A 20,193-nucleotide genomic window follows, 5' to 3' on the forward strand; every position below is an offset into this window, starting at 1 on the left:
CCGTCACCTCACAGCAGGCGGCGGTCGGAGGCCCACTTGGTGAGCTCGTGGCGCGAAGAGAGCTGCAGCTTGCGGAGCACGGCCGACATGTGGGTCTCGACGGTCTTGATCGAGATGAAGAGCTCCTTGGCGACCTCCTTGTAGGAGTAGCCGCGGGCGATCAGCCGCATAACCTCGCGCTCGCGCTCGGTGAGCCGGTCGAGGTCCTCGTCGACGTCGGCGACGTCGATCGACCCGGCGAAGGCGTCGAGCACGAACCCGGCCAGTCGCGGCGAGAACACGGCGTCGCCGTCGGCCACCCGCTGGATGGCGCTCACCAGCTCCGGGCCGGTGATCGTCTTGGTGACGTAGCCGCGCGCACCGCCGCGGATCGTGCCGATCACGTCTTCGGCCGCGTCGCTGACCGACAGCGCGAGGAAGCGCGGCGGGTCGCCCTGGACCTGTGCGGTCAGCTTGCGGATCACCTCGACCCCGCCGCCACCGGGCAGGTGCACGTCGAGGAGCACGACCTCCGGGTGGTGCGCGAGGATCGCCGCCACCGCGGTGTCGACGTCCTCGCCCTCCCCGACGATCTCGATGACGTCGCGACCGGTCGCCTCGAGCTCGGCGGTCACCCCCCGCCGGAACATCGCGTGGTCGTCGACGATCACGACTTTCACTGGCACGTCAGCTCTCCCCCTCGTGGTCCCGTCCGATGTGCAGCCGCACCTCGGTGCCCTCGCCCGGCGCGGAGCGGATGTCCGCAGTGCCGCCGTGCCGGTGCATCCGGTCGATGATGCTGCGTCGTACGCCGAGCCGGTCCTCCGGGGTCGCGTCCGGGTCGAACCCGGCACCACGGTCGCGGACGAACACGTCCACGGCCCCCGGGGTGATCTCGGCGTAGATGTCGATGCGCGGCACCCCGGCGTGCTTGGCAGCGTTGGTGGTCGCCTCGCGTGCCGCCGCGACGATCGGCCGCAGCGGCTCGTCGAGGTCACAGTCGCCCACGGCGACGACGTCGACGGTGAGGCCCCAAGCGTCCTCGATCTCGCCGGCCATCGCCCGCAGGGCGCTGGCGAGCGTGCTCTCGTCCAGCGACTCCGTCGAGAACAGCCACGCCCGCAGGTCCCGTTCCTGCGAGCGCGCGAGACGCGCCGCGTCGGCCGGGTTCTTCTGGATCAGTGCCAGCGTCTGCAGGACGGAGTCGTGCAGGTGGGCAGCGACGTCGGCCCGCTCCTGGGTGCGCACCCGCTCCTCGCGCTCGCCGCTGAGCTCCGCCGCCAGCCGGTAGACCCACGGCCCGATCACGATGCCGAGGCCGCCGAGGACGAGCAGCACGGCCAGGGTGACGTCGCGGGCGAGCGTGATCGAACCGCCGCGGAGGGTGAACAGCACGATCGCGACGACGATGAGGGCGACGCCGGCCGCGAGCCGGGCCCACGACGCCCACCCGCCGTTGCCGAGCACGATCCGCACCGGGTCGACCCGTCCGCCGGCGTCCACCCACCGCTCACGCTGGGCCTCGTCGGCCTGGCGCCAGAGCAGTGCGACACCGGCGATGGCGATGGCGAGCGGCCAGACCCAGCCGCCTGCGCCGAGGATCCCCTCGAGCACGAAGACCGCACCGATGCCGAGCGCGCCCAGGACGATGACCGGCCCGACGTCGAAGATGCGCCGCACGGGGCCCGGTCGCCGGCCGCCGCGGGTGGCGCTCTCCAGACCGGGAGCCATCGCCGAGGTCGGCGGGCCGACCGGCAGCATCGCCCAGAGCACGGCGTACGCCGCGATGCCGGACCCGCCGAGGACCGCAGCCACCACGAAGCCGACCCGCGCCATCAGCACGCTGACGCCGAGGTGCTCGGCCAGGCCCGCAGCGACGCCGCCGATGACCGGCTCACGCAGGTCGCGGTAGGCGCGACGTACGTCGCGCGGAGCCGGCGGCGCGGTCGCGGCGGCGGTGCCCAGGGTGGTGCTCATGGTCCCACCATCGTCACACAGCAAGCACCACGGGAGCAGCGGGAACCACCCTGACGCGACCCCGAGACCGACCCCCGCGCGATGCGGCAAGATCAGGGCACTCCCCGATGGTGTGCACGCGGACGACGGACCAACCTTGATCACATGACGACCACGCCTCCCGAGGCCCCCGGCGACACCGCCGAGCCGCCTCCCGAGCCTCCCACCGGCCCCCGCGTGTCCCGTGAGGACGCCCAGGACCTCGGCCGGATCCGCCGCAGCCTCACCGACCGCAAGATCGCCGGCGTCGCCGGCGGCCTCGCCCGCCACCTCGACGTGGACCCGCTCCTGGTGCGGGTCGGTCTGGTGCTGCTCGCGTTCTTCGGGGGCGGGGGCCTCCTCATCTACGCCGCCGGCTGGCTGCTGATCCCGGAGGAGGGTAGCGACGAGGGCGTGATCAGGACCGACCACCGCACCCGGACCGTGCTGCTCGCGATCGCCGGCATCGTTGCAGGACTCTCGCTGGTGGGCGACTCGTTCGGCGGTTGGGAGTTCCCGTGGCCGCTGGCGATCGCCGGCCTCCTCATCGCCGGCGTCGCTGCCGCGAGCCGGCCGAAGCAGCACCCGGGGCCGTTGCCGAGCTCGGGCTGGCTGCCCGCCGGCACCACCGGCGCGGTGCCGGGCGCGCGGACCGCTCCCGGTGCGACGTACTCCGGCTACGAGCCGCCCCGTCCTGCGCCGGTCGACACGCGCCGTCGCGGGCCGTTGCTGTTCTGGTCGACGATGGGGCTCGTCCTCGTCGGGCTGATGCTGGTCGCGACGTTCGACCTGGCCGGCTGGGACGCGCCGATCTCCGCCTATCCCGCCACCGTGCTCGCCGTCTGCGGCGTCATGCTCCTGGTCGGGGCGTTCTTCGGCCGGGCCGGCGGCCTGATCTTCGTCGGGCTGGTCGCGGCGCTGGCCACCCTGGCCACCACAGCGATCCAGGACGTCGACGTCGACCAGTTCGCCGGGCAGATCGACACCACCCCGCAGGCCGCGACCGACGTCAAGGACCGCTACGCGCTGGGCGCCGGGGAGATCCTCCTCGACCTGCGCGAGCTCAGCCCCACCGAGCTCGAGAAGCTCGACGGGCGAACGATCGAGCTCGACGTCCGGCTCGGCCACATCCGCGTGCTGGTGCCCGAGGACGGCCTCGACGTGGTCGCCGACAGCGACTTCGCCGGCGCCGGCGAGAGCGTCCTCTTCGACAACCGCACCGACGGCTCCGACCGCCGCAGCTACGGCAACGGCGACGCCGACCCCGACCTGAACCTCGACCTCGACATGCTGTTCGGCCAGATCGAGGTCCTGACCGAGGAGCCCGGACGATGACCGAGCACGAGACCCCGCTCGAGGAGCGCGCGAAGCCGCCCTCGGGCCGGCACCCCGTCAACGTGGGGCACCTGGTGATGGGCACCGCATTCGTCGGCCTGTTCGTCGTCTGGGCGCTCGTCGTCTCCGACACCATCGAGCTCGTGGACGCCCGTTGGGTGCTGCCGCTGCCCTGGCTGGTGGCGGGCGTGGTCGGCCTCGCGGCCACCGTGCTGCGCAACGTCGGGCGGCGCGGCAGCGGGGCGGGCAAGATGTCCGGGTGGACCTGATCCCCTCGTTCCCCGGCCTGACCTCGCTGCCGGCGCTCGACCACCCGGAGCTGGTCGCCCCGCCGGTCGCAGCCGCCCTCGCGACGTGGCCGGCGGCGGCCGGCGTCGCGGTCGTCGAGATCGATCCCGACCTCGCCGACACGGCGGCCATGAGCGCGGCGTACGACCTCCCGATGGAGGTCGGCGTCAACTGCGTGCTGGTCGCCGGCAAGCGCGAGGGCGAGGAGCGGGTCGCCGCCTGCCTGGTGCGGGCCGACACCCGCGCCGACGTCAACCACACCGTCAAGCGGCTCATCGACGTGCGGAAGCCGTCGTTCCTGCCGATGGAGCGGGCCGTGACCGAGTCGGCGATGGAGTACGGCGGCATCACACCGATCGGGCTCCCCGCCCCCTGGCGGCTGCTCGTCGACCCGCGGGTTCTCGACGTCGACGTCGCGGTGATCGGGTCCGGCGTGCGCCGCTCCAAGCTGCTGCTGCCCGGCGCGCTGCTCGGTGAGCTGCCGGGTGCCGAGGTGGTCGAGGGCCTGGCAGGCTGAGCCGGTGCCCCCGATGCGTCGCGCGGTCCTGGCGGTCGCCGCCGTCCTGCTCCTGCTCCTGGCCGGCTGCGACGGCGGCTCGTCGGACGACCCGGAGGCGGACCCGTCGACGTCGGCGGAGGCAGCCACGACCTCGGCTGACCCCGGTCCGGTCGTCGAGTGCCCGCGCGACACCCAGGAGATCGACCCCGCGCTGCCGGACGCGGTGCCGGCAGGGGCGACGTCGGTCCGGTTGTGCGACGGCGGCGCGGGCAAGGTGGCGCCGCCGGGAGAGGCGCTGACCACCGACGTCGCGTCGGTGGTGGACGCAGTCAACGCCCAGCCGCTCGCGCGGGGTGGCTGCGCCGACCTGCGGGTCCCGGAGTTCCAGCTGGCGTTCGGTTACCCCGACGGCGCGCGCTTCGTCGTCGCCGGCCGGTTCAGCGGGTGCGCGGAGCTGCTCGTCGGGAGCGAACGGCGCGCGAAGGCGCGCCCACCGCTGCGGACGTTCGTGGAGAGCCTGCGCACCCAGCTGCTCGACGGCACGCCGCCCGGCCCGGGGGTCACGGCCGAGGAGCTCGACTGCTCCCAGCCGGCTCCGGCGGTGGCAGTCTTCCCACCCACCGACCTCGCCGTCGCGGCGCTCTGCTTCGGCGTCGTCGACCGCCCCGCGGACGCCGTACGCGTGCCGATCGAGGACGAGGAGCTCACGACCCTGGTGCGGAGCATGCAGGCCGACACCTCCTCGTCCCAGGGATCGCTGGACTGTGCGGTCTTCGCCCGCAAGGAGTACTGGATCGTCGGCGCCACCGCCTGGGGCGACCCGGTCACCGCACAGCGGGGTTGCTTCGGCCTCGTCGTCGAGGGCTACGAGGAGTGGGTCCCCCGCGGCGCGGCGCTGCGCATCGTGCGCCGGCTGGTCGCCGGAGCACGCTGACAACCTTCCGGTCCCCCTGACCGCTTTGACAGGGTGAGAGGAGGGCCGATGGAGCGAACGGTGGTGAGCCCGCTGGACACAGCCCACGAAGCCGCGGACGACTTCGACTCGTTCGTCGCAGCGCGGGGTGACGCGTTGTGGCGGGCGGCGTGGTTGCTGACCGGTGACCACCAGCTGGCCGAGGACCTCGTGCAGACCGCGCTCGCGAAGAGCTGGCGGGCGTGGTCGCGGGTGGGTCCCGACGGCTACGAGGCCTACGTGCGACGGGTGCTGTTCACGACCTACGTCTCCTGGTGGCGCCGCAAGTGGCGCGGCGAGCGGCCGACCGAGGTGCTGCCGGAGCGAGCGGCCGCCGCTCCCGACACCGACGCCCGCAACGACCTGGTGGCCGCGCTCACGCAGCTGCCGCGCGGGCAGCGGGCGGTCGTGGTGCTGCGGTACTTCGAGGACCTCACCGAGCAGCAGACCGCCGACGTGCTCGGCATCAGCACCGGCACGGTGAAGAGCCAGTGCTCGCGCGCGCTCACCGCCCTGCGCTCCTCTCCCCACCTGCGCCGAGAGGAGCCGACCGATGACTGACGAGCAGTGGCTGCGCGAGGGACTGGCGGACGCCGTCCCCGAGCCGCCGGCCAACCCCGATCGCGCCCGGTCCGCCGAGCGCCTGGCCCGCCGGCGACGTCGTACGACGACGCTGGCGGTGCTCGGCACCGCCGGTGCCGTCGCCGCGGTCTCGGTGCTGGGCGTGACGTTGCTGTCGGGTGACGACGACCCGGACTCCGCGAACGACCCGACCTCCGAAGCGCCCGCCTTCGTCGTCGAGTGCCCGCCGATCGAGGTCGACAAGGGTGGGTTCGCCCAGGGGTCCGAGCTCGACCAGCCCGATCCGGGCGCCGCTGACGCCGTGCCGCAGGATGCGACGTCCGCGCGGCTCTGCCAGGGCCCCGGCAGTGCGATCGACGTGCCCGACGAAGCCTTGGTGAGGGGCGTCGACGACCTGGTGGCCGCCGTCAACGGCCTCGTCGTGGCACCGGAGGACCAGTTCTGCACCCAGGAGCTGGGTCCGGGCTTCCGGATCGCGTTCGGCTACGACGACCGCTCGACCTTCGTCGTGAGCGGGCAGCTCTACGGTTGTCGCACGGTGGTCGTCGGAAGCACCTACCGCAACGGCGCCGACGCCGCGCGGGCGGCCGTTCTCGACCTGCTCGCCGATCAGCGGCAGGCCGAGGGCGGGTCATCGGAGAACGGTGCTCCGTCCGCGCCCACCTGCTCGTACGACGAGCCGGCGCAACCGGCCGACTACGAAGTCGCGTTCACCGCGGCGGTCCTCTGCATCGACGACGGCAACGGCACCCAGCTCTCGTCCGAGATCGACGCGGCCGATCTCGAGCTGCTGGTCGCCGACATGAAGACCAACCAGACCGACGGCGTCCTCCGCTGCGGGGTGGAGCCGCCCTGGCCGACGATCGTCGGCACCGATGACACCGGCACCGCCATCGCGATCCCGTCCGAGTGCGGCACCGCCTTCTGGCGCCTCCCCAACGGCAGGGCCTGGGCGCCGAGCAAGGACGCGGTCGCAATCCTCGACGGGCTCGTCGAAGCGGCTCAGTGAGACAAGGCGGTCACGGCGTCTCGATACGGCCTCGCGCCAGAGCGCTCGGCCTACTCGACGACCGAAAGCTCCGGGAGCTGGTCGTCGAGGAGTAGAGCGAGCGCAGCGAGCGACGTATCGAGACGCCCCAAGCCGAACACCAACGGCGAGCACGCACCTCACCGCGTCTCCATACGACGACCGAAGGGTTCCGCGAGGTGGTCGTCGAGTAGGAGCGAGCGCAGCGAGCGACGTATCGAGACGCCCCAAGCCGAACACCAACGGCGAGCACGCACCTCACCGCGTCTCGATACGGCCTCGCGCCAGAGCGCTCGGCCTACTCGACGACCGAAAGCTCCGGGAACTGGTCGTCGAGGAGTAGAGCGAGCGCAGCGAGCGACGTATCGAGACCAGCGGTCAGTGCGACGCGTCGGGTGAGAGTCCCGTGATCCGCAGGCCGGAGTGCACCTTGTACTTCCGGTTGATCGAGATCAGCACGGCGGTGAACGGCTCGAGCTGACGGGCCAGGCGCAGCTTGCCGCCGTCGATGCCGACGCGACCGGTGACCGAGGCGGCGAGGTTCATCGCGACCTCCTTGGCCTCGACGACGTCGCCGACGACGATGACGTCCTCGTCGAGGAGGCCGGGCTCCTCCCAGAGGCCGACGGCGGAGACGTTGTGGAAGGCACCGACGACGGTCGCCTCGGGGGCGAGCTCCTGAGCCGACTCGGCGGCGGAACCTTCGCCGTTGTTGATGATCTTGCCGTGTGCGCCGCGCTTGTCGAAGGCGAGCGGGTTGACGCAGGAGATCACGGTCTTCCCGGCCAGCGGGAGCGAGGCGACCAGCTCGTCGTGGCCGTCGTACGGAACCGCGAGGAGCACGACGTCGCACTGCTCGACGGCGTCGGCGTTGCTCGCGCCGGAGACCTCGCCCGCACCCGCGGCGCCGGCCAGCTTCTCGCGGACCTCCGCGGCGACCGCCTCACCCTTCTCCGCGGCGCGGGAGCCGAGCACGACGGTGTGCCCGCCCTGCGCGAAGCGGTAGCCGAGTCCCTTGCCCTGCGGACCGGTGCCGCCGATCACGGCCACGCGGTACTTGACGTCTGACGTCACTTGTTCTCCTCGATCTCGTCACACACGCTCGACACCGTGACAGTAATACTGTCACAGTTGGTCGGAACCACTGACCCTCGGAAGGGATGCGATGAAGCTCTCCAGTTCGTTGATGTACGCCGGCAACCCGCGTGAGGCCGCCGACCAGGTCCAGGCGCTCGAGCGTGCCGGCCTCGACAGCATCTGGGTGGCCGAAGCGTACGGCTTCGACTCCCCGACCCTCATGGGCTACCTCGCTGCCAAGACGGAGACGATCGAGATCGGCTCGGCGATCCTCAACATCTACTCCCGGACGCCGGGCGCCCTGCTGCAGACCGCGGCCGGCCTCGACAACGTCAGCGGCGGCCGGGCGATCCTCGGGCTCGGCGCCTCCGGCCCGCAGGTCGTCGAGGGCTTCCACGGCGTCCCCTACTCCGCTCCCCTCGGCCGCACCCGCGAGGTCATCGACATCATCCGCCGCGGCATGCGCCGCGAGCCGCTGACCAGCGACGGCCACTTCAAGCTCCCGCTGACGAAGGAGAACGGCGGCGTCACCGGCCTCGGCAAGGCACTGAAGATCCTCACCCACCCCGAGCGGTCCGCCGTACCGATCTACATCGCCGCGCTCGGCGCGAAGAACGTCGAGATGACCGCGGAGATCGCCGACGGGTGGTTCCCGCACCTCTACATCCCCGAGCACGCCGACAAGGCATGGGCCGAGCCGCTCGCCAAGGGCAGGGCCAACCGGTCCGCCGACCTCGCGCCGCTCGAGGTCGTCGCCGGCGCCCTGTGCGCGATCGGGGACGGCCCCGAGACCAAGGCGCTGCTCGACCTCGCCCGTCCGCTGGTCGCTCTGTACGTCGGCGGCATGGGCGCGCGCGACAAGAACTTCTACAACCAGCTGTTCGTGTCGTACGGCTACGAGGCCGAGGCCAAGGAGATCCAGGACCTCTACCTCGACGGCAAGAAGAAGGAGGCCGAGGCGGCGGTGCCGCTCGAGGTGCTCGAGCTGATGAACCTGGTGGGACCGGAGTCCTACGTGAAGGAGCGGATCGCCGCGTTCCGCGAGTCCGGTGTCACCAACCTGCAGATCATGCCGGCGGTCGAGGACGCACCGGCGCTGGTACGACGGATGAAGGAGCTCGTCTCCTGACCCAGCTCCTCCGAGCTGTCACAGATCGGTCCGGTCGCGTGTCTTCATGATGCGCACCGGGCCGATCCCGCTTTTCCCGAACGACAGCGAGATCCAGCGATGAATCCCAGGGAGATTCAGGGTCGGATCGGGCGGAACCCTGATGCACGGTCTCCGTGCTCACTGGAAGGCTCGAATCCATGCACCGTCAGATCGCCGGCACCCTCACCGGCCCCGTCACCAAGTGGATCGTCCTGGTCATCGCCCTGGCAGCGGCGGTCGGGATGAGCGCTCTCAACGCCAAGCTCATCGACGTCCAGGAGAACGAGGCGTCCTCCTGGCTCCCCGAGTCGGCGGAGTCGACCAAGGTCCTCGAGGAGCTCTCCGAGACCGTCGACCCCAACGACATCCCGACCCTCGTCGTCTACCACCGCGACGGCGGGCTGACCGACGACGACCTCGCCCTCATGGACGAGCAGGCGGCCGAGATCGCCGAGACCGACGGCGTGACCGACCGGGGCGTGCTGTCGCCCAACGCCGCCGAGCAGGCGGGCTCCCCGCAGCCGCTGCTCTCCGAGGACGGCGAGGTCGGCTACCTCTACCTCGTCTGGAACTTCGGCGACGACGGGTGGAACGCCGTGCCGGAGGCCGCCGACGAGGTGCGCGACATCGCCGAGATCGACGGCGTGACCGTGCACCTGGCCGGGTACGGCGGCCAGGCCGCCGACGCGTCCGAGGCGTTCGAGGGCATCGACAGCAACCTCATCCTGATCACGTTCGGCGTGGTCATCGTGATCCTGCTCTTCACCTACCGCAGCCCGGTGCTGTGGCTGCTCCCGATCATCAGCGCCGGTGTCGCCTACATGATCTCCGGCGGCGTGGTCTACCTCCTGGCGAAGTACGCCGACCTCACCGTCAACGGCCAGAGCCAGGCGATCCTCGGCATCTTGGTGATCGCGGCCGGCACCGACTACGCCCTGCTCCTGGTGGCGCGGTACCGCGAGGAGCTGCACCGGCACGAGGACCGGCACGAGGCGATGGCGTTCGCCCTCCACCGGGCCGCGCCGGCCATCGTCGCCAGCGGCGCGACCGTCGTCGTCGGCATGCTCTGCCTGGTCTTCGCCGAGCTCAACTCCACGGCGGGGATGGGTCCGGTCCTCGCGGTCGGCATCGCCGTGACCGTGCTGGTCATGGTGACGCTCCTCCCGGCGCTGCTGGTGATCGTCGGCCGGTGGATCTTCTGGCCCAAGCGTCCGCACTTCGACGCCGCCGAGCCCACCCTGTCGGGCCTGTGGGCCAGGGTCGGCAACGCGATCCGCCCGCGTCCGCGGCTGGTCTGGTCGGTCACCGCCGGCCTGCTGCTGATCGCCTGCCTCGGCCTGTTCAAGCTCGACACGGCCGGACTGTCGACCGAGGACACCTACACGAAGGAGTTCGACTCCATCAAGGGTCAGAAGCTGCTCGAGGAGCACGACCTGAGCGACAACTCCAACACCGTGCAGGTCGTGGCCGACGAGGACGCGATCGACGCGGTGCGCGAGGCGGTCGCCGGCGTCGACGGGCTCGGCGACCCGGGCGAGGCCTCGCCGGTGAGCGACGGCCGGTCGTACTTCGAGGCCACGATCCGCGCCGACATCTCCTCGACCGCGGCGTTCGACATCGTCGAGGCCACCCGCGACGCCGTGCACGACGTCGACGGCGCCGACGCCCTCGTCGGTGGCGGAGCCGCGTTCTACCTCGACACGAAGACCGCGGCCAACCGGGACAACAAGGTGATCATCCCGATCGTCCTGGTGGCGGTGTTCCTCATCCTCATGGTGCTGCTGAGGGCGGTGCTGTCACCGATCCTGCTGATCGGGACGGTCGTGCTGTCCTTCGGCGCGGCGCTCGGTCTCTCGACGCTGCTCTTCGAGTACGTCTTCGGCTTCGCCGGCGCGGACCCGGGCTTCCCGCTCTTCGCGTTCGTGTTCCTCGTCGCCCTGGGCATCGACTACAACATCTTCCTGATGACCCGGGTCCGCGAGGAGACCGTCAACCACGGCACCCGCCAGGGCTCGTTGATCGCGCTCTCCTCCACGGGCGGGGTGATCACCTCGGCGGGTCTGGTGCTCGCGGCGACGTTCCTGGTGCTCGGCTCGATCCCGCTGGTGTTCCTCGCCGAGCTCGGCATCGCGGTCGCACTCGGGGTGCTGCTCGACACCATGATCGTCCGCTCGGTCCTGGTGACCGCGCTCAACCTCGACCTCGGCGGAAAGGTCTGGTGGCCGAGCAGGCTCGACAGCGAGGACCGGCCGCTCGGCCCCGGCGAGGAGCCAGGCGCCGAGCCGGAGCCCTCTGAGGTAGGCGCTCTGAGGTAGGCAGCAGCCGTCCAGGGACCGGGTAGGTAAAAAGTCTGATGACCGGTGTCCCCGGTCCCTGGGAGGCTGGTCGCATGCACCGTCAGATCGCCGGCAAGCTCACCGGCCCCATCACCAAGTGGATCGTCCTGGTCGTCGTCGTCATAGCAGCCGCCGGGTTCGGCTCCTTCGCCGGCAAGCTGCTCGACGTCCAGGACAACGAGATCTCGTCCTGGCTGCCCGAGAGTGCGGAGTCGACGCAGGCCATCGAACGGCTCGATGCGTTCCAGGACCCCAACGACATGGGCACGACCGTCGTCTACTACAACGAGGACGGCCTGACCGAGGCCCAGCTCGCCGCCATCGAGGAGCACGCGGCCGAGATCGACGACATCGAGGGCGTCACCGACGTGCTCACCCCGGCCCGCGCGCAGGAGGCCGGCATCCCGATGCCCTACGTCTCCGAGGACGGCCAGGTCGCCAAGCTCGACTTCACGATCAACCGCGGCGACGAGGTCTGGTACGAGATGCCGGACGTCGCCGAGGACATCCGCGAGCTGACCGAGACCGACGGCGTCGAGGTCTACGTCGCCGGCGCCGGCGGCCAGACCGCCGACCAGGCCGCCGCGTTCGAGGGGTTCGAGGGCCGGCTGCTCCTGATCACGCTGCTCGCGGTGATCCTCATCCTGCTCGTCAGCTACCGCAGCCCGATCCTCTGGTTCCTCCCGATCGTCACCGCGGTGATGGGTCTCGGGATCTCCATGGGACTGCTGTACTTCCTGGCGAAGTACGCCGGCCTCACCATCAACGGCCAGACGCAGTTCATCATGATGGTGCTGGTGATCGGCGCCGGCACCGACTACGCGCTGCTGCTCGTCGCCCGGTACCGGGAGGAGCTGCGCCGGCACGAGGACCGGCACGAGGCGATGGCGTTCGCGCTGCACCGCGCCGCACCGGCCATCCTCGCCAGCGCCGCCACCGTGGTCGTCGGCCTGCTCTGCCTGATGTTCGCCGAGCTCAACTCCACCGCCGGCCTCGGGCCCGCCAACGCGGTCGCGATCGCGGTGACGTTCGTCGTCATGGTGACGCTGCTGCCGGCCCTGCTGGTGATCTTCGGCCGCTGGGTGTTCTGGCCGTTCGTGCCGCACTTCGGCACCGAGGAGCCCACCGCCTCGGGTCTCTGGGCCCGGGTCGGCAGCAGCATCGAGAAGCGGCCGCGCATCGTGTGGATCGGTACCGCCCTGGTGCTCGGCGCCCTCTGCCTCGGCGTCTTCCGCCTCGACACCTCCGGCGTCCCGGCCGACGAGATCTACGCCGGCGACGAGGTCGACTCGGTCGTCGGGCAGGAGCTGCTCAACGAGCACGAGCTGGTCGATGCGAGCACGCCGGTCCAGGTCGTCGTCCGGGCCGACGAGGCCGACGCGGTGGCCGAGGCGATGACCGGGATCGACGGGCTCGACGCCCCGCTGCCGCCGTTCATCGACGGCGACGTCGCGCTCGTCCAGGCATCGCTGCAGACCGACTCGGTCTCCGACCTGTCGAAGGACGCCGTCCTCGAGGTGCGCGACCGGGTGCACGCGGTGTCCGACGACGCGCAGGTCACCGGGTGGACGGCCCTGACGATGGACATCGAGGAGGCGTCCGAGCGGGACAACAAGGTGATCATCCCGATCGTCCTGGTGGCGGTCCTGCTGATCCTGATCGTCCTGCTGCGGACCCTGCTCGCACCGCTGCTGCTCATCGGCACAGTGGTCCTGTCCTTCGGCGCGGCGCTCGGCATCTCCGGGTTGGTGTTCGACTTCATCTTCGGGTTGAACCACGTCGATCCCGGGTTCCCGTTGTTCGCCTTCGTGTTCCTGGTCGCCCTGGGCATCGACTACAACATCTTCCTGATGACCCGGGTGCGCGAGGAGACCGTCAACCACGGCACGAGGAAGGGGTCCTTGATCGCGCTCTCGTCCACGGGTGGCGTGATCACCTCGGCAGGCTTCGTGCTCGCGGCGACGTTCGCGATGCTCGCGACGATGCCGATGACGTTCGCGCTGCAGATCGGCACGACCATCGCGCTCGGCGTGCTGCTCGACACGATGATCGTCCGGTCGGTGCTGGTGACAGCGATCAACCTGGACCTCGGCGGCCGGATCTGGTGGCCGAGCCGGCTCGACCGACCCGGCGCGTCCGTCGACAGCAGCGGCGGCGAGCCGGAGCGCGAGAAGGTGCCCGCACTGGACTGACCGTCCGGACGGGGCCGAACCGTCCCCCGTAACGGACCACCCCGGACTAGAACGTGTTCTAGTTTCGCGGGTGGTCCGTTACGATTTGCAGCGATGTCAGAGCTGCCCACCCCCCAGCAGGTCCGCCGTGCGCTCGCGCGCGCCGAGCGTGGCGCCGCCCTCGATCCCGACGAGGCGACCGTGCTGCTCGCCGCGACCGGCGCGGGCCTCGACCGCCTGACCGCCGCAGCGGCCAAGGTGCGCGACGCGGGGCTCGTCGCCGCCGGCCGGCCGGGGGTGCTGACCTACTCCCCCAAGGTCTTCATCCCGGTCACCCGGCTGTGCCGCGACAAGTGCCACTACTGCACGTTCGTGGAGACGCCGAAGCAGGCCGCGCGCGACGGGCGGGCGCCGTACCTCTCCCCCGACGAGATCCTCGCGATCGCGCGCGAGGGTGCCGCGCTGGGCTGCCTGGAGGCGTTGTTCACCCTGGGCGACCGGCCCGAGGAGCGCTGGCCCGAGGCGCGCGCTTGGCTCGACGAGCAGGGCTACGACTCGACGTTGGCCTACGTGCGGGCGATGGCGGTGCGGGTGCTCGAGGAGACCGGACTGCTCCCCCACCTCAATCCCGGCGTCATGTCGTGGGAGGAGCTGAACCGGCTGAAGCCGGTCTCGCCGTCGCTGGGGATGATGCTCGAGACCACCTCGCGCCGGCTGTTCGAGACCAAGGGCGCGGCCCACTACGGGTCGCCCGACAAGGACCCCGACGTCCGGCTGCGAGTGCTCGAGGACGCGGGGCGGCACTCGATCCCGTTCACGACCGGGCTGCTCGTCGGCATCGGCGAGACGCTCGAGGAGCGTGCGGACACGATCTTCGCGCTGCGTCGTACGTCCCGGGCCTACGGCGCGATCCAGGAAGTGATCGTCCAGAACTTCCGCGCGAAGCCGGACACCGCGATGCGGCACGTCGACGACCTCGGCCTCGACGAGTACCGCGCGACGATCGCCGTGACCCGCCTCGTGCTCGGTCCGAAGGCGCGGGTGCAGGCGCCGCCCAACCTGGTCGACCTCACCGAGTGCCGGCTGCTGCTGGAGGCGGGGGTCGACGACTGGGGCGGCGTCTCGCCGCTCACCCCCGACCACGTGAACCCCGAGCGGCCGTGGCCCTCGCTCGACCGGCTCCGCGAGCTGACGGCGGAATGCGGCTTCGAGCTCAAGGCCCGGCTCACCGTGCACCCGGAGTACGTCGTCGGCGCCCTCCAGCGCGGCGAGCCCTGGCTCGACCCCCGGGTCGCCGGCCACGTCGCCGCCCTCGCCGGCCCTGACGGCCTCGCCGTCCCCGGCATCCGCCCCGCCGGCCTGCCCTGGCAGGAGCCCGACGGCGGCTTCGAGTCCGCGGGACGCACCGACCTCCACGCTGCCGTCGACACCGACGGCCGCACCGACGACCGCCGCAGCGACTTCTCCAGCGTCTACGGCGACTGGGACGAGGTCGCTGCCGCCGCCCGGTCGACCGCCGCCAGCGCGATAGTCCCTGACGAAAAGCACGTCTCCAGCGGCAATTCAGGTGCTTTTCGTCAGGGACTATCCGCCCTGCGCGCTGCCGAGCAGGACCCCGGCGGCCTGTCCGACGAGCACGCGCTGACGTTGATGACGGCCGAGGGCGACCTGCTGCGCGAGGTGGTGCGGCTGGCGGACGACCTGCGGAGGGACGTCGTGGGCGACGAGGTGACCTACGTCGTCAACCGCAACATCAACTTCACCAACGTCTGCTACGTCGGTTGCCGGTTCTGCGCGTTCGCGCAGCGGCGTACGGATGCGGACGCCTACTCGCTGTCGTACGACGAGGTGGCGGACCGCGCTCAGGAGGCCTGGGACCTCGGGGCCACCGAGGTGTGCATGCAGGGCGGCATCGACCCGCAGCTGCCGGCCACGGCCTACTTCGACCTCGTCCAGGCGGTGACGTCGCGCGTACCGGAGATGCACGTGCACGCGTTCTCGCCGATGGAGGTCGTCAACGGCACCGCCCGCACCGGGCTGTCGATCGAGGACTTCCTCATCAAGGCCCGCGAGGCCGGCCTCGGGTCGTTGCCCGGCACCGCCGCGGAGATCCTCGACGACGAGGTTCGCTGGGTGCTCACCAAGGGCAAGCTGCCCACCCGCACGTGGATCGAGGTCGTCAGCACCGCGCACCGGCTCGGCATCCCGACGACGTCGACGATGATGTACGGCCACGTCGACAACCCGCGTCACTGGGTCGGCCACCTGCGGGTGCTGGCGAAGGTGCAGGACCAGGCCCGCGAGCACGGCCACGGCGGGTTCACCGAGTTCGTGCCGCTCCCGTTCGTGCACACCTCCGCGCCGATCTACCTGGCCGGCGTGGCGCGTCCCGGGCCGACGATGCGCGACAACCTCGCCGTCCACGCGATGGCCCGCATCCTGCTCCACGGCCGCATCGACAACATCCAGACCAGCTGGGTCAAGCTCGGCGTCGACGGCACCCGCGCCATGCTGCGCGCGGGCTGCAACGACCTGGGCGGGACCTTGATGGAGGAGACGATCTCCCGGATGGCCGGCTCCGAGCACGGCTCCGCCAAGACCGTCGCCGAGCTGACCGAGATCGGCGCGGGCATCGGGCGCCCGGTGCGCGAGCGCACGACGACGTACGGCGTGCCGCCCGCCCGCTAGGAACGACCGCTCCCGAGCGCGGCCTCCACCTCGGCGAGCGCCGGGTCGCGCAGGCCGGCGGAGTCATGGACCCACCAGACGTCGCGGTAGACCACACGACCCGAAGGCAGCGGCGACCCGGCAAGCGGCACGACCTGGAATGCGGGCCCGGGTGTCCGCCGTGACGGCGCCTCGATGCCGTGCGCGTCGGCGGGCTGCCAACCGCGGGCGCCGTAGTAGCGCGGGTCGCCCTCCAGGAAGACGGCGGGCGCCGAGGTCGACCGGGCCGCCTCCACGGCGGCCGCGAGCAGCGTGGTGCCGATACCGGCGCCCTGCCGGTCCGGCCGGACGCTCAACGGGCTGAGCACCAAGATGTCGACGAGCCGGTCGCGGGCGTCGAGCCAGCCGTGGCTGAGACCGACGTGGCCCACGACCCCGTCCTCGAACCCCTCGGAGCGGTCGGTCCGCTCGGTCGCGACCAGGCTGGCCCGGTCAAGGCCACCCGCGACGACGTCGCGCCAGATCGCGGCCACCTTCGGTCCCTCGTCGCCGAACGCGGCGGTGATCACGCCGGCGATGGCGTCGGTGTCGGCCTCGGTCGCGGGTCGGATCTCCACGTGGCTCACCCTGCCAGCCCGACGTCCCTCGCAGGAAAAGTTTTCCGTCCGCCTCTTTACGTGACCACTGTCACTCCATATGTTGTCCCGAACAACATATATACCGCGCCACGGACGCCGAGAGTCGACGTCAGCGAGGGGCGGAATCGCGAGGAGGCGGTTGATGTGAAGCGCAAGTACGGTGCGCTGGCGGCTGCGGGTGTGGTGCTCGCGCTCTCGCTCTCGGCGTGCGGCGACGACGACGGCGGCGGCGACGGCGGAAGTGGCGGCGGCGGAGCCGGCGACGCGAAGATCGGCGTGATCCTGCCCGACACGGAGTCCTCGGTGCGGTGGGAGGCCGCCGACCGTCCCGCGATGGAGGCGGCGTTCGAGGAGGCGGGCATCAAGTACGACATCCAGAACACCGAGGGCGACGCGGAGAAGATGACCGCGCTTGCGGACAGCATGATCGGCGACGGCGCGACGGTGCTCGCGATCGTCAACCTCGACTCCGCGTCGGGCGCTGCCATCCAGGAGAAGGCGGCGGAGGCCGGAGTCCTCACGATCGACTACGACCGCCTCACCCTCGGCGGTTCTGCCGAGGTCTACATCTCCTACGACAACGTCAAGGTGGGTGAGCTGCAGGGCCAGGGCTTGGCGGACTGCCTCGGCGACAAGGAGGCGAACATCGTCTACCTCAACGGTTCCCCGACCGACAACAACGCCACCCTCTTCGCGGAGGGCGCGCACAACGTGCTCGACGGCATGAGCAACTACAACGTGGTCGGCGAGCAGGCCGTCCCCGAGTGGGACAACGAGGAGGCGGCGACGATCTTCCAGCAGATGTACACCGATGCCGGTGGTGACGTCGACGGCGTCCTCGCTGCCAACGACGGCCTCGGCGGCGCCGCGATCAGCATCCTCGAGGGCAACGGCCAGGCGGGCAAGGTCCCGGTCACCGGTCAGGACGCGACCGTCGAGGGTCTGCAGAACATCCTCGCCGGCACCCAGTGCATGACCGTCTTCAAGTCGTCCGTCGGTGAGGCCCAGGCGCTGGCCGACGCCGCGATCGCCCTCGCCAACGGCGAGGAGCCGGAGACCACGGGCACGGTGGAGGACGCCGAGGGCGGCCGGGACGTCCCGGCCGTCATCCTGGACCCGGTGGCGATCACCAAGGACAACATCGCCGAGGAGATCCAGAACGTCTTCGCTGACGGCAGCATGACGTACGACGACGTCTGCACCGGTGAGTTCGAGCAGCTCTGCGCGGACGCCGGCATCACGCCCTGACGACGAGGGGCACCCGCGCAGCTCCAGCGCGGGTGCCCCGTTCGTTGTTCGCCACAACAATCCTCGGCCACTCCGGCCGCACTGACGTCTTCCCAGAGGGAGCCCACGATGTCCGAGATCCCGGCGTACCCGGGCTCCGTGCCCGACCCCGCGCCGCTGCTGCAGCTGCGCGGCGTGAACAAGAGCTTCGGCGTGGTCCACGTCCTTCACGACGTCGACTTCGCCGTCTACCCCGGGCAGGTCACCGCGCTCGTGGGGGACAACGGCGCCGGCAAGTCGACGCTGGTCAAGGTGATCGCCGGCATCTACGGTCGCGACAGCGGCGACTACCTCTTCGACGGCGCGCCGGTGAACGTGCACGGCCCCCGTGACGTCTCCGCGCTCGGCATCGAGGTCGTCTACCAGGACCTCGCGCTCTGCGACAACCTCGACATCGTCGACAACATGTTCCTCGGCCGCGAGCTGCGCAACGGGATCACCCTCGACGACCTGACGATGGAGGAGAAGGCCCGCGAGACCCTGGCCTCCCTCTCGGTCCGCACCGTCAAGTCGGTCCGCCAGAGCGTCGCCAGCCTCTCCGGCGGTCAGCGGCAGACCGTGGCGATCGCCAAGGCGGTGCTCTGGAACTCCAGGATCGTGCTCCTCGACGAGCCGACCGCGGCTCTGGGCGTCGCCCAGACCCGGCAGGTCCTGGACCTGGTCCGCCGACTGGCCGATCGGGGCCTCGGCGTGGTGCTGATCTCGCACAACATGAACGACGTGCTCGAGGTCGCCGACCGCATCACCGCGCTCTACCTCGGGCGGGTCGCCGCCGACGTCCCCGCCGAGTCCGTGAGCCACAGCCAGATCGTCGAGCTGATCACGGCCGGCCGGTCCGGCGACCTCGGTATCCGCGACGTGGCCTCGGCCACGATCTGAGAGGCGCAAGGATGAGCATCAAGCCCGACCACAGCGCGACGGAGACCCCGGCGCCCCCCTCCGACGGCGGCTCCCGGATGGCACGGGTCAAGGCGGCGGTCCGGCGCGGTTTCGTGCAGGAACGCCGGCTGCTGGCGGAGGAGGGAACCGCCTATCTCGGCCGTCTCAAGGGTGGCGACATGGGCTCGCTCCCCGCGATCCTCGGCCTGGTCACGCTCTTCATCGTGTTCTCGTCCCTCCACGACGGGTTCCTCACGACCTACAACATGGCCAACCTGGTCGTCCAGGCCGGCTCCATCTGCGTGCTGGCCATGGGCCTGGTCTTCGTCCTGCTGCTCGGCGAGATCGACCTGTCCGCGGGCGTTGCAGGCGGCGCCTCGGCGACGATCATCGCGCTGATGATGATCGACCACGGTTGGGTCTGGTGGCTGGCGACGCTCGCGGGCCTCGCCGCCGGCGCGGTGATCGGGCTCGCGATCGGGACCCTCGTCGCGGCGCTCGGGATCCCGTCGTTCGTCGTCACCCTTGCGTTCTTCCTGGCGCTGCAGGCCGTGCCGCTGAAGCTGATCGGCGCGGGCGGCTCGCTGCGGTGGAACGACGAGGTGCTGCGGGGGCTGTCGATCAAGAACGTGCCGGTCACGGCGGGTTGGATCGCCGCGATCGCGATCGTGGTGGGCTACGCGGGGCTCTCGCTCTGGAGCCACCGCTCCCGGATCCGCAAGGGACTGGTCCACAAGCCGACCTCACTCGTCGTGCTGCGGATCGTGCTGCTGGCGACGATCGTGCTGGGCCTCACCGCGCTGCTCAGCGAGAACCGCGCCGTCAACCCGCTCGCCTTCAACATCAGCGGGATCCCCTGGGTCGCTCCGGTCGTCATCGCGCTCCTGCTGTTCTGGACGTTCGTGCTGACCCGGACGCGGTTCGGTCGCCACCTGTACGCGGTCGGCGGCAACGCCGAGGCCGCGCGTCGAGCCGGCATCAGCGTCCTCCGCATGAAGATCGCGGCGTTCGTCATCTGCTCGTCGATGGCGGCGATCAGCGGGCTGATGGCGGCGTCGTACACCGGCAAGGTCTCGCCCGGCTCCGGCGGCGGCAACGAGCTGCTGTACGCCGTGGGCGCGGCGGTCATCGGCGGCACCAGCCTCTTCGGCGGCCGTGGCCGCGCCATCGACGCGGTCGTCGGCGGCCTCGTCATCGCGACCATCCCGAACGGGCTCGGCCTGCTCAACCAGGCGAGCTACATCAACTTCCTCGTCACCGGAGGGGTGCTCCTGCTCGCTGCCAGCGTCGACGCGATCTCACGCCGCCGTCGTTCGGCCGCGGGGGTCTAA

Annotated in this window: 17 protein-coding genes; 13 read left to right on the plus strand and 4 right to left on the minus strand. The window is 71.1% G+C overall.

The window, feature by feature from the left end; translation table 11 throughout:
- Positions 1-8: 8 nt before the first annotated feature.
- Positions 9-665 carry a LuxR C-terminal-related transcriptional regulator gene (locus tag DJ010_RS03230; protein ID WP_109692154.1) on the minus strand — a complete coding sequence of 219 codons (657 nt, stop codon included), beginning with the start codon at positions 663-665 and terminating at the stop codon, positions 9-11.
- A gap of 1 nt (position 666) precedes the next feature.
- Entirely contained in the window at positions 667-1,956 is a 1,290-nt protein-coding gene (locus tag DJ010_RS03235) for an ATP-binding protein (RefSeq protein ID WP_109692155.1), read from the minus strand.
- 144 nt (positions 1,957-2,100) lie between these two features.
- Between DJ010_RS03235 and DJ010_RS03240 the strand changes: the two genes are divergently transcribed.
- Genes DJ010_RS03240 through DJ010_RS03265 form a run of 6 tightly spaced genes read left to right on the plus strand, consistent with a single transcriptional unit; the run spans position 2,101 to position 6,639 of the window.
- Positions 2,101-3,309 (plus strand): PspC domain-containing protein, encoded by a 1,209-nt coding sequence (locus DJ010_RS03240; RefSeq protein WP_158282912.1) that lies wholly within the window; start codon positions 2,101-2,103, stop codon positions 3,307-3,309.
- Entirely contained in the window at positions 3,306-3,578 is a 273-nt protein-coding gene (locus DJ010_RS03245) for a hypothetical protein (RefSeq protein WP_109692157.1), read from the plus strand. The genes DJ010_RS03240 and DJ010_RS03245 overlap by 4 nt, the downstream gene beginning before the upstream one ends.
- Complete coding sequence (locus DJ010_RS03250) at positions 3,569-4,114, plus strand: YbaK/EbsC family protein (protein ID WP_211318631.1); 546 nt, start codon at positions 3,569-3,571, stop codon at positions 4,112-4,114. Before DJ010_RS03245 ends, DJ010_RS03250 begins: the two co-directional genes overlap by 10 nt.
- Positions 4,115-4,118: 4 nt before the next feature.
- Positions 4,119-5,030: a hypothetical protein gene (locus tag DJ010_RS03255; protein WP_146207247.1), complete on the plus strand. Its 912-nt coding sequence runs from the start codon at positions 4,119-4,121 to the stop codon at positions 5,028-5,030.
- A 48-nt stretch (positions 5,031-5,078) separates the two neighbouring features.
- On the plus strand, positions 5,079-5,609 hold the full coding sequence (locus DJ010_RS03260) for a SigE family RNA polymerase sigma factor (RefSeq protein ID WP_109692159.1): 531 nt from the start codon (positions 5,079-5,081) through the stop codon (positions 5,607-5,609).
- Positions 5,602-6,639: a hypothetical protein gene (locus DJ010_RS03265; protein WP_109692160.1), complete on the plus strand. Its 1,038-nt coding sequence runs from the start codon at positions 5,602-5,604 to the stop codon at positions 6,637-6,639. The genes DJ010_RS03260 and DJ010_RS03265 overlap by 8 nt, the downstream gene beginning before the upstream one ends.
- Positions 6,640-7,035: 396 nt before the next feature.
- Here DJ010_RS03265 and npdG read toward each other — a convergent pair whose 3' ends face one another.
- Positions 7,036-7,731: an NADPH-dependent F420 reductase gene (npdG, locus tag DJ010_RS03270; protein ID WP_109692161.1), complete on the minus strand. Its 696-nt coding sequence runs from the start codon at positions 7,729-7,731 to the stop codon at positions 7,036-7,038.
- Positions 7,732-7,822: 91 nt separating this feature from the next.
- Here npdG and DJ010_RS03275 point away from each other — a divergent pair, with 91 nt between their 5' ends.
- From DJ010_RS03275 to DJ010_RS03290, 4 genes are all read left to right on the plus strand, one after another.
- Positions 7,823-8,863, plus strand: coding sequence for an LLM class F420-dependent oxidoreductase (locus DJ010_RS03275; RefSeq protein WP_109692162.1), 1,041 nt, complete (start codon positions 7,823-7,825; stop codon positions 8,861-8,863).
- Positions 8,864-9,042: 179 nt separating this feature from the next.
- The gene (locus tag DJ010_RS03280) at positions 9,043-11,199 is read left to right on the plus strand and encodes an MMPL family transporter (protein WP_109692163.1); all 2,157 of its coding nucleotides are present in this window, start codon (positions 9,043-9,045) and stop codon (positions 11,197-11,199) included.
- A 74-nt stretch (positions 11,200-11,273) separates the two neighbouring features.
- Positions 11,274-13,412, plus strand: a complete 2,139-nt coding sequence (locus DJ010_RS03285) for an MMPL family transporter (RefSeq protein WP_109692164.1) — start codon at positions 11,274-11,276, stop codon at positions 13,410-13,412.
- Between the two features lie 93 nt (positions 13,413-13,505).
- Complete coding sequence (locus tag DJ010_RS03290) at positions 13,506-16,079, plus strand: bifunctional FO biosynthesis protein CofGH (protein ID WP_109692165.1); 2,574 nt, start codon at positions 13,506-13,508, stop codon at positions 16,077-16,079.
- On the opposite strand, the gene DJ010_RS03295 is transcribed toward DJ010_RS03290, so the two are convergent.
- A complete protein-coding gene (locus tag DJ010_RS03295; RefSeq protein ID WP_109692166.1) occupies positions 16,076-16,675 on the minus strand; it encodes a GNAT family N-acetyltransferase in 600 nt (199 codons plus the stop codon). The genes DJ010_RS03290 and DJ010_RS03295 overlap by 4 nt on opposite strands.
- A 165-nt stretch (positions 16,676-16,840) precedes the next feature.
- Between DJ010_RS03295 and DJ010_RS03300 the strand changes: the two genes are divergently transcribed.
- The 3 genes from DJ010_RS03300 (at position 16,841) to DJ010_RS03310 (ending at position 20,193) form a co-directional block, all read left to right on the plus strand.
- Positions 16,841-17,944, plus strand: a complete 1,104-nt coding sequence (locus tag DJ010_RS03300; RefSeq protein ID WP_109692167.1) for a sugar ABC transporter substrate-binding protein — start codon at positions 16,841-16,843, stop codon at positions 17,942-17,944.
- A 108-nt stretch (positions 17,945-18,052) separates the two neighbouring features.
- Positions 18,053-18,862 (plus strand): ATP-binding cassette domain-containing protein, encoded by an 810-nt coding sequence (locus tag DJ010_RS03305; protein ID WP_109692168.1) that lies wholly within the window; start codon positions 18,053-18,055, stop codon positions 18,860-18,862.
- Positions 18,863-18,873: 11 nt separating this feature from the next.
- Positions 18,874-20,193, plus strand: coding sequence for a sugar ABC transporter permease (locus DJ010_RS03310; RefSeq protein ID WP_170124605.1), 1,320 nt, complete (start codon positions 18,874-18,876; stop codon positions 20,191-20,193).

Source organism: Nocardioides silvaticus, from assembly GCF_003160695.1.
Lineage (GTDB): Bacteria > Actinomycetota > Actinomycetes > Propionibacteriales > Nocardioidaceae > Nocardioides > Nocardioides silvaticus.

Excerpts from the sequence above, each read along its gene's own strand:
- DJ010_RS03235 (WP_109692155.1), bottom strand. The coding sequence starts at position 1,956 with ATGAGCACCACCCTGGGCACCGCCGCCGCGACCGCGCCGCCGGCTCCG.
- DJ010_RS03240 (WP_158282912.1), top strand. The coding sequence starts at position 2,101 with ATGACGACCACGCCTCCCGAGGCCCCCGGCGACACCGCCGAGCCGCCT.
- DJ010_RS03245 (WP_109692157.1), top strand. The coding sequence starts at position 3,306 with ATGACCGAGCACGAGACCCCGCTCGAGGAGCGCGCGAAGCCGCCCTCG.
- DJ010_RS03260 (WP_109692159.1), top strand. The coding sequence starts at position 5,079 with ATGGAGCGAACGGTGGTGAGCCCGCTGGACACAGCCCACGAAGCCGCG.
- DJ010_RS03265 (WP_109692160.1), top strand. The coding sequence starts at position 5,602 with ATGACTGACGAGCAGTGGCTGCGCGAGGGACTGGCGGACGCCGTCCCC.
- DJ010_RS03275 (WP_109692162.1), top strand. The coding sequence starts at position 7,823 with ATGAAGCTCTCCAGTTCGTTGATGTACGCCGGCAACCCGCGTGAGGCC.
- DJ010_RS03280 (WP_109692163.1), top strand. The coding sequence starts at position 9,043 with ATGCACCGTCAGATCGCCGGCACCCTCACCGGCCCCGTCACCAAGTGG.
- DJ010_RS03285 (WP_109692164.1), top strand. The coding sequence starts at position 11,274 with ATGCACCGTCAGATCGCCGGCAAGCTCACCGGCCCCATCACCAAGTGG.
- DJ010_RS03290 (WP_109692165.1), top strand. The coding sequence starts at position 13,506 with ATGTCAGAGCTGCCCACCCCCCAGCAGGTCCGCCGTGCGCTCGCGCGC.
- DJ010_RS03305 (WP_109692168.1), top strand. The coding sequence starts at position 18,053 with ATGTCCGAGATCCCGGCGTACCCGGGCTCCGTGCCCGACCCCGCGCCG.
- DJ010_RS03310 (WP_170124605.1), top strand. The coding sequence starts at position 18,874 with ATGAGCATCAAGCCCGACCACAGCGCGACGGAGACCCCGGCGCCCCCC.